Annotated in this window: 2 protein-coding genes; both read right to left on the minus strand. The window is 41.4% G+C overall.

Translation table 11 applies throughout. From position 1 onward, the window contains the following. Positions 1-7 precede the first annotated feature (7 nt). Positions 8-5,392: a trifunctional serine/threonine-protein kinase/ATP-binding protein/sensor histidine kinase gene (locus V7L01_RS29270; protein ID WP_335041152.1), complete on the minus strand. Its 5,385-nt coding sequence runs from the start codon at positions 5,390-5,392 to the stop codon at positions 8-10. A gap of 78 nt (positions 5,393-5,470) precedes the next feature. Continuing rightward, on the minus strand, positions 5,471-9,363 hold a 3,893-nt coding region (locus tag V7L01_RS29275; protein ID WP_335041154.1), incomplete at its 5' end, for a trifunctional serine/threonine-protein kinase/ATP-binding protein/sensor histidine kinase.

The raw sequence follows: 9,363 nt of genomic DNA on the forward strand, positions 1-9,363 counted from the left end.
CCAAACATTATAGTGGAATTTCAATGATAAATTCTGTCCCTTCACCCAAAACTGAGTTAAAAGTCAATTTTCCGCCGTGGGTTGATTCAACAATTTGACGAGCGATCGCTAATCCTAACCCCGTTCCTTTTCCGACAGCTTTTGTCGTAAATAAATGGTCAAATATTTTTGATTTGACTTGTTCATTCATCCCCTGACCATTATCAGCAATGACAATTTTAACTAGATTATTTTCAACTGAGGTTGTAATTGTAATCCAGTTAGGATGAGCTTGATTTTCTTCAAAACTACGTCCCTGATTAGATTCATCTAATGCATCAATAGCATTTGCAAGCAAGTTCATAAATACCTGATTTAATTGACCAGGAAAACATTCTAATTGAGGTAAATCACCGTAATTTGTGATAACTTCAATGGTAGGACGTTGTTCGTTAGCTTTGAGACGATGTTTGAGAATAAGAATGGTGCTATCAATCCCTTGGTGGATGTTGAAAGGCACTTTATAATCTCGATCGGCACGAGAGAAAGTACGTAAACTGGTGCTGATATTTTTGAGGCGATCGCACGCCATAGACATAGAATCAATCATCTTGGGCAAGTCTGATAAACTATAATCTAAGTCAATTTCCTCAGCATGGTCTGTAATTTCATCTCCGGGAGTAGGAAAGCTTTGTTCGTATAGTTTCAAGTGTTCGATAAGATCGGTAAACGTTGGTTTAGCCTGTTTGAGACTAGCAGCAATAAAACCCAAAGGATTATTCATTTCGTGAGCCACCCCGGCGACTAAGTTACCCAATGCAGACATCTTTTCACTTTGCACTATTTGTAATTGAGCGCCTTGGAGTTCTTGTAAAGCTGCTTCTAGCTGTTGGGCATATTCTAGCGATCGCTCATAAAGTCGGGCATTTTCCAAAGAAATTGCTGCTTGAGCGCAGAGTAAATTCAGCAGTTCCACGCGATCGCTTGTGAACGCTCCCGTTGCTAGATTATTTTCTAGATATAAAATGCCCATCAACTTCCCTTGATGCAAAATCGGGCTACACAAGATACTTTTGGGCTGCTGACGGATGATATAGGGGTCATTGGCTAAGGTGCGATCGGCACTTGCATCAACTATTACAGCAGTTTGCTTGTCATGCTTGACTTTGTAAATCAGTCTGTGGGGAATGTCCTGGCTATCTTCAATGGGAATACGCTGCAAGACAATTGGCTTTGAACCTGTGGTAATTGACCCTTTGATTAACAGGTGCGAGTCTCGCAAGAGCATGAACACGCATTTATCAGCCCCCGCATTTTCGATGACGATCTTCAGCAACGATGAAAGTAGATTTTCCAGTTCGATTTCACCGGAAATAGTATGAGAAGCTTTGAGAATAGTAGCTAAATCTAAAGCCAGAGAAACATTACTACTGGATATGGCCGAACTGCTGGAGGTGACACTACCCAATGTGAACAGAGTTTCGTGAGTGGAGAGAGGAGAACGGGTTTGCTCTAATATAGGTCTAAGTAGTTGCGGATAGCGAGCTTCTAGGTCAGCGACTTTGGCTTTTGCACCCCAACGAGCATATGCGTAATAGGCTTCAATCATGTAGTCCCCAGCAATGCGCTGTCTGCCCCAATCTAGGTAGAATTTTGCTGCCAGTTCGTTAGCAAGTGCTTCTTCTTGCATATATTTGTTAGCTTTGGCTAGAGTTATCGCCTTGTCGTAAAACTCAATTGCTTCGGCTTTTTGTCCTAACACTCGACATTTTTCTGCCGCTACCAAATCAACCTTATGTTGATAATTCATGGGTGCATGATCCGCCCATTGCTGTAACTTGCTTTGGTTTTCTATTACACTCTGCAATGCTTCTGATGTTTCATCTAACTGTGGATTTAATTGTGCCAAAGTTAGCAGAGAATCATAAAGATAAAATACTGGTTCGGTGACTAATCCCGCACCAGCCATAAAATAGCGCCTGACTTCAATAGCATGATTTTTCGCTGGCTCAATTTCTCCAAACAAGAAACAAAGCATTAGTTTATACAAATGGAAAATATACAATCCATATCCATCTTTGGCAGACTGTAGCTGCTGGAGAAATTCTGTTTCTTCAAGGGCTTTTCCAGACAAAAGGGTGGTATGTTCTGCAAGACCTAGCAGATTTAAAACAGGTTGCCAATAAATCCGGCAATAATTTGCGGTTGTCAATTGATTTAATTGCATCAAACTATGGCAGTAGGCGCAAATATCCTGCTCTAAGGTAGCCAGGGGTTGACTGCACCAAAAAGAATTGAGGCAAAAAGTGTGCCCATTATATCCAGCAAGTACCAGGTTTCCAAATTCTAGGGCACTGGTGTAACCCTCTTGTAAGAGGGGTAGTGTTTCTTTAATGTGAGATTTGCGGTGTACAATAAATATCCCCAAAATCATCAAAACATCTGTTTTACTTGCTTTGGCATCGAGTTTTGAAATAATCTGGAGTGCCAGGGAACCAAACTGCGATCCTGTATCTATTTGTAAGAAATTGCAGAGAATATTGCCATAGGTTGCATAGCCTAAAGCAGAAGTCGATGTGTTACCGTACTGAATTGATAGTTTAACGGACAAACTATTCAGCAATGGGTACAGCGCAGAGCCAGTGAGGTAAGCGGCTGGGATAATGATATTGACAATTTTAAGACTACCTAGTTTTTCTGCATCTGTCATTTCAGGCAAGTGAACCAAATCAGCGATTTCCCGATCTCCAATGAGTTCCTCAATCTGTTGGATTTCCTGTTGAATATCTGATGGTGTCGGTGTTTCAGGAAAGGTTATACCAAGCTGTTGTAAGATTGGTTGGGCGATCGCGATCGCTGATGTCAGTTTACTTTGAGAAATATGAGATTGAATTCTAACGCAGTAAACATTGACTTTTTCAGGTAAGGAGCGTGCCTGTTGAATAACAATATCAATAAACTGTTCCATCGCCTCAAAGTTACCGTTTAGCATTGCTACTTCCGCAGCTAATTCATATAAGGCGAGGGTCATTTCATACTGCTGCTGCCAAGTATTTTCTTCTAACAAAGACAATCCCACTGTCGCATATTCACGCGCTGCTTGATAGGCGGTTGAACTTTTGGCTTTGCGACAGGCAATTAAATTGAGTTGGGCTAATTCTTCTCGTTGAGTTGGTTGGGTAATTAAAGCAGTTCCGTGATTTAATTGATTGACGATTTCAAAAATCCGGTCAACTCTAGCTTGTGCGGAAATCTGTTGTAGAAGCAGTTGTCCGATTTGGTAATGAGTCGTTTGTTTTTGGTCATCGGGAATTAGGGAATAGGCTGCTTGTTGAACGCGATCGTGCAAAAATTTGTAGGTAACATTTTGAGACTTTTCTGGCGTAACGGCTTGACTTTCTGCCCCTACATAAAATTTATAAACATCACCAATCGGTAAAATCAAACCTTCTTGCAATGCTTTCCATAAATTGGCTGCGGTTTCTACTTCTGAGTGTTCTGAAACAATTGCTAATGTTGCTAGCTCGAACTGATTGCCAATACAAGCGGCTAACTTCAGAATATTCTGGGTTGCTAAGGGTAACTTCTCTAACTGCAACGCCATAAATTCTACGACATCATCGGTCAAGGCTTGTTGATTAATTTTGGACAGATCGCATTGCCAACAGCCTAACTCCAAGTTAAATTGAATGAGATTTTCTTCGTGTAGGGCTTTGAGAAATTGGGTGGCAAAAAATGGGTTGCCTTTAGTTTTTTGATAGACTAATTGTGAAAGGGGTAATGCCAAAGTTTCTGTACTTTTTAGGGTATCAGCGACTAATTGATTGATTTGGGATTGACTCAGGGGTGTTAAAGTAATAGTATTAATGACTGCTTGGTTTTTTTGGATTTCACTCAAAGTCAGCATTAATGGATGGGCTGGATTGACTTCGTTATCCCGATAAGCACCAATGATGAAAAGATGACCTGTATCAGCCATTAATAGCTGCATCAACTTTAATGATGCTGAATCAGCCCATTGTAAATCATCTAAAAACATCACTAATGGATGTTCGGCGCTAGTAAAGACTTGGGTGAATTTTTGAAACAATAAATTAAAGCGATTTTGGGCTGCCGTTCCTGATAATTCTACTGCTGGTGGTTGTTCGCCAATGATTTTTTCTAATTCGGGAATGACTTCAATAATTACCTGACCGTTCTCTCCAACAGTTTCTAATATTTGATTTTTCCATTGCTCTAATTGGACATCACTTTCGGTTAACAATTGCCCCATTAAATCCCGAAATGCTTGTACAAAAGCAGAGAAGGGAATATTGCGTTGAAATTGGTCAAATTTTCCTTTGATAAAATAACCGCGTTGTCGAACAATTGGTTTATGAACTTCGTTGACAACGGCGGTTTTCCCAATACCCGAAAAACCTGCTACCAGCATCATTTCTGTTCCACCAAGACTGACTCGCTCAAATGCTTGCAGTAAAGTTTCTGCTTCGGTTTCTCGTCCGTAGAGTTTGTCGGGAATGATGAAGCGATCGCAAACATCCCTAAGCCCAATCTCAAAGCCTTTGATTTTACCAGAAACGTGTAGTTGATGTAAACATTTTTCTAAATCAAACTTCAGTCCCAATGCACTTTGATATCTGGATTCGGCATTTTTTGCCATCAATTTCATGACAATATCACAAATAACTTGGGGAATCTCTTCTCTATTGCCTAAAAGTGGTGGAAGTTTAGCAATATGAGAATGTACCAACTCCATCGGATCGTTTGATTCAAATGGTAAAACTCCCGTAAGTAATTCGTAGAATGTCACACCCAAAGAATAGAAATCTGTGCGGTAATCAATCCCCCGATTCATTCTGCCTGTTTGTTCTGGGGAAATATAAGCTAGTGTCCCTTCCAAAACATTAGGATTGACAAGTGTCTGCGTTTCTCGTGGTAGTAAAGATGCAATACTAAAGTCGATTAATTTAACTTGTTTGGTTTCGGGATTAATTAAAATATTGGCGGGTTTGATATCTTTATGAATAATCCGCTCTCGGTAGAGTACATCTAAGGTATTGCAGAGTGCGATCGCAATTTCTAAAAACTCCTGTAGAGATTGTCCCTTTCCCTTAACTTCCCAATCCTTGAGAGAAATCCCCCCAAAGTCTTCCATCACCAGCGCATAGCCATTTTGGTATGCTTGGAGGCTGTAGGTTTGGACAATCAGGGGAGAGTTGAGATTCTTGGTAATGGTGTACTGATTCCGAAACGACAAGAGTTCGTTAAAATCTGGATATGGATTTTTCAGCAGTTTAATGGCTACAGGTAATGAGTGAGCCTCCTGATACCCTCGATAAACTACGGTTCTCGAACCATTGTAGAGTTCTTCGCTGATGTGATATCCGGGAATGCTGACAAGAGTGCTAACCATATATACTGCTAAATCCTTAAGATTTCCAGATTTAGTATTCCCAGATATCTAAAGCGTGTTTAACATTAAATACAAAACTTATACTGAGATTTCAATGATAAATTCAGTACTTAGACCCAGAACCGAGTTAAAACTCAATTTTCCGCCGTGGGTTGATTCGACAATTTGACGAGCGATCGCTAACCCTAATCCTGTTCCTTTCCCGACAGCTTTTGTCGTAAATAAATGGTCAAATATTTTTGATTTGACTTCTTCAGTCATCCCTTTACCATTATCAGCAATGGCAATTTTAACTAGATTATTTTCGACTGAGGTTGTAATTGTAATGCAGTTAGGATGAGCTTTATTTTCTTCAAAAGAGCGTCCCTGATTAGATTCATCTAATGCATCAATAGCATTTGCAAGCAAGTTCATAAATACTTGATTTAATTGACCAGGAAAACATTCTAATTGAGGCAAATTACCGTAATTGGTGACAATTTCAATGGCGGGACGTTGTTCGTTAGCTTTTAGACGATGTTTGAGAATGAGAATGGTGCTATCAATGCCTTGGTGGATGTTAAATGGTACTTTGTAATCTCGATCGGCACGAGAGAAAGTACGTAAACTGGTGCTGATGTTTTTCAGGCGATCGCACGCCATAGACATAGAATCAATCATCTTGGGCAAGTCTGATAAACTATAATCCAAGTCAATTTCTTCGGCATGGTCAATGATTTCATCATTTTTGTTGGGTAAACTTTCTTGATAAAGCTTTAAGTGTTCAACAATATCGGCGATGGTAGGTTTAGCTTGTTTGAGGCTGGCAGCAATAAAACCGAGAGGATTATTCATTTCGTGAGCAACACCTGCAACTAAGTTACCTAGTGCAGACATTTTTTCACTTTGCACCATTTGTAATTGGGCATTTTGCAGTTCTTGCTCTGCTCGTTTGCGTTCGCTAATATCCAATAATAATCCATCCCAAACTATAGACCCATCGGCAAATTTTTGGATTCGAGCTTCCCCATGAATCCACTTGACAATACCTGATACTGTGATAATTCGTCCCTCCCAGCGCCAGGGAGTCAGCGTTTGAATTGAATCTGCAATAGAGTCTTGGTGACTTGCAATATCATCTGGATGTATTCTCTCCAAGAGCAACTGCACCGACGCGATCGCTTGCTCTGGAGTAATTTCGTAGAGTTTATAACAGTCTGCACTCATGTAGGGTAGAGACATTGCACCATCAGCAGATATGCAGTATTGATAAACAACGCCAGGAACATTATCTACCAATTTCTCAAAGCGAGAGTTACTCGCACTCAATTCGGCAAATGACTCCTCTAGCTGTTGGGCATAGTTCTGCGATCGCTCATAGAGTTGGGCATTTTCCAAAGAAATTGCGGCTTGAGTGCAAAGTAAATTCAGGAGTTCAACGCGATCGCTGGTAAACGCCCCCGTTGCCAAATTATTTTCTAGATATAAAATGCCCCGCAACTTCCCTTGATGTAAAATCGGGCTACACAAGATACTATGAGGCTGCTGACGAATGATATACGGGTCATTGGCTAAAGTCGGATCGGCCGTCGCATCCAGTAGCACAGCAGTCTGTCTGTTGTTCTTCACTTTGTAAATCAGCTTTAGGGGAATATCTTGACTCTCCTCAACCAGAAGGCGCTGCAACACTATCGGCTCCGAACCCTGAATAATTGACCCTTCGATCAGCAGGCGTTCGTCTCGCAAGAGCATTAGCAGGCATTTATCAGCCCCCGCATTTTCGATGACGATCGCAAGCAACGATGAGAGCAGTTTTTCTAGTTCGATTTCACCTGAGATACTTTGGGAAGCCTTGAGAATAGCAGCTAAATCGAGGGAATCGGAGATGCTGGAGGAAGAACTAGAAGAACTAGAAGAACTAGTGGAGGTGACTGTTCCTAATGCGAAGACGGTTTCGTTAACCGAGAGAGCCGTGCGATTTTTTTGGAGAATAGGAGCCAAGAGTTGGGGATAGCGTCTTTCCAAGTCAGCGACTTTGGCTTTTGCACCCCAACGAGCATAGCCATAGTAAGCCTTCATCATGTATGCCTGGGCAATCTCTTGTTTATCCCAGTCGAGGTAAAATTTTGCAGCTAGTTCATTAGCCAGCGCTTCTTCCTGAATATAATCATTTTCTTTGGCTCCAATGATGGCGCGATCGTAATGTTCAATTGCTTCGGCTTTATTGCCCAAAACTCGATGTTTTTCTGCCTCAACTAAATACCATTTATGCAGATGATTCATCGGGGCATTTTGCGCCCACTGTTGCAAAGTGGTTTGATGGGTTTGGGCTAAAGCGAGAAGTTCGGCTTGCTCAATTTCTGGCTGCGTGGGGAAGAGTGCCAAATGCGTCAGAGCTGTATAGAAATGGAAAATGGGAATAGAAATCATCCCTGATAGTGCCATTAAATACGGTTTCGCTTGGGTACTATATTCTAGGGCAGAGGTGTAGTTACCAGAAAAGTATGCCAGCATCAGTTTGTAAGTGTAAGCAAGAGCGATCGCACTAAGATCCTTGTCCTGATGGTGCTTAGGAATCATCACCGTTTCATCATAGGCACTGCCAACTAAGCAATCTGACAGAATCCGGGCTTCCTTCAAGTTATGTACAGTTTGCTGCGTCATATCCCAATAAGTCAGGGCAGAATCTTGTTTTATCTGCACTAAGACAGCCCTGTAATCTGCTATTTCCTGTTCCCAAATATCCAGTTCTAACCCCGCAAAAAATTTGGCAATAAAGTAATTAAGCGAGTTATAGCCAGCGTTGAGAAAATCACCAGTTTCTATACCAGTTGCATAGCCATCTTTCATCGTCAGTGTTGTTACCATGAGCGATTCTTGATGATGTTGAACCCAGACAGCAAACAGCAGTAGAACTTTAGACTTGAATTCCCCGACATTAAATTGATCTAGCAAGTTGATTGCCAATCGCCCAAAGCTATACCCTGTTTTCACTTCTCCCAAAAAGGCACACAACACCATACTGTGAATCGCATACCCCACAGTCGAGCCTGGTGCATTCCCAAACTGGAGTGATAAACTCACCATCGTCGCGCTCAGTATGGGCAGTAATCCCGGCATTGCCGGTAGAATCGATGAAAATAATAATCCTAAGAGTTGCATAGCTGCCTGAGTCTGGCAATCGCTCATTACAGGTAGATCGACTAATTCCTCAATTCCTCTATCACCTTGAAGACTAGCTACGGTTTGTAGGGCTTGAGCAATTTTGGCTTCGTCAGGTGCAATGGGGAGTTCAACCCCCAATTGCAAGAGTGCATCTCTTCCGACTGCGATCGCTTCTAACATCTTGCCCTGGGCTGTCTGGGCGACGATTTGAATTTGGTAAATTTTGATTTTGTCTAAAATCGTCTCAGCTTTTTGTAACACCAGTGCTGCTATTTTTTCCATGCCATCAAAATCAGCATTCAAATAAGCAGCTTCGGTAGCAGCAACATGAAGATTCAGAGTCAATTCATATTGATCTTGCCAGCAGTTGGCTGTCAATATTTCAATCCCTGTTTGCAAATAAACTCTTGCCGCAGTATAGGCTGTAGAATTTCTCGCCTTCACTCCAGCTTTGAAGTTCAGTTGGGCTAATTCTTCCCGTTCTTGCGGTTGAGCGATTAGCTCAATTCCTTGGTTTAAATGTAGGGCAATATCAAACAGTTTTTCTTCCAGTTCTACTTCCGAGGAACTGTGCAGTAGTAATTTTCCAATTTTGAGGTGAGTTGCTTGTTTTTGCTCATCGGGAATCAGGGAATAGGCAGCTTGCTGTACTCGGTCATGTAAGAATCTATATTTGGCTATTTGTTTACTGGTATTTTGATCTGACAGCGCTAATTGCTCGCGTTCTTCTCCTTGATAAAACTTATAAACATCACTAATCGGTAAAATCAACCCTTCTTGCAACGCTTTCCACAAATCTGAAGCCGTTTCGATTGGGGATTGTTCAG

Source organism: Nostoc sp., from assembly GCF_036917095.1.
GTDB lineage: Bacteria > Cyanobacteriota > Cyanobacteriia > Cyanobacteriales > Nostocaceae > Nostoc.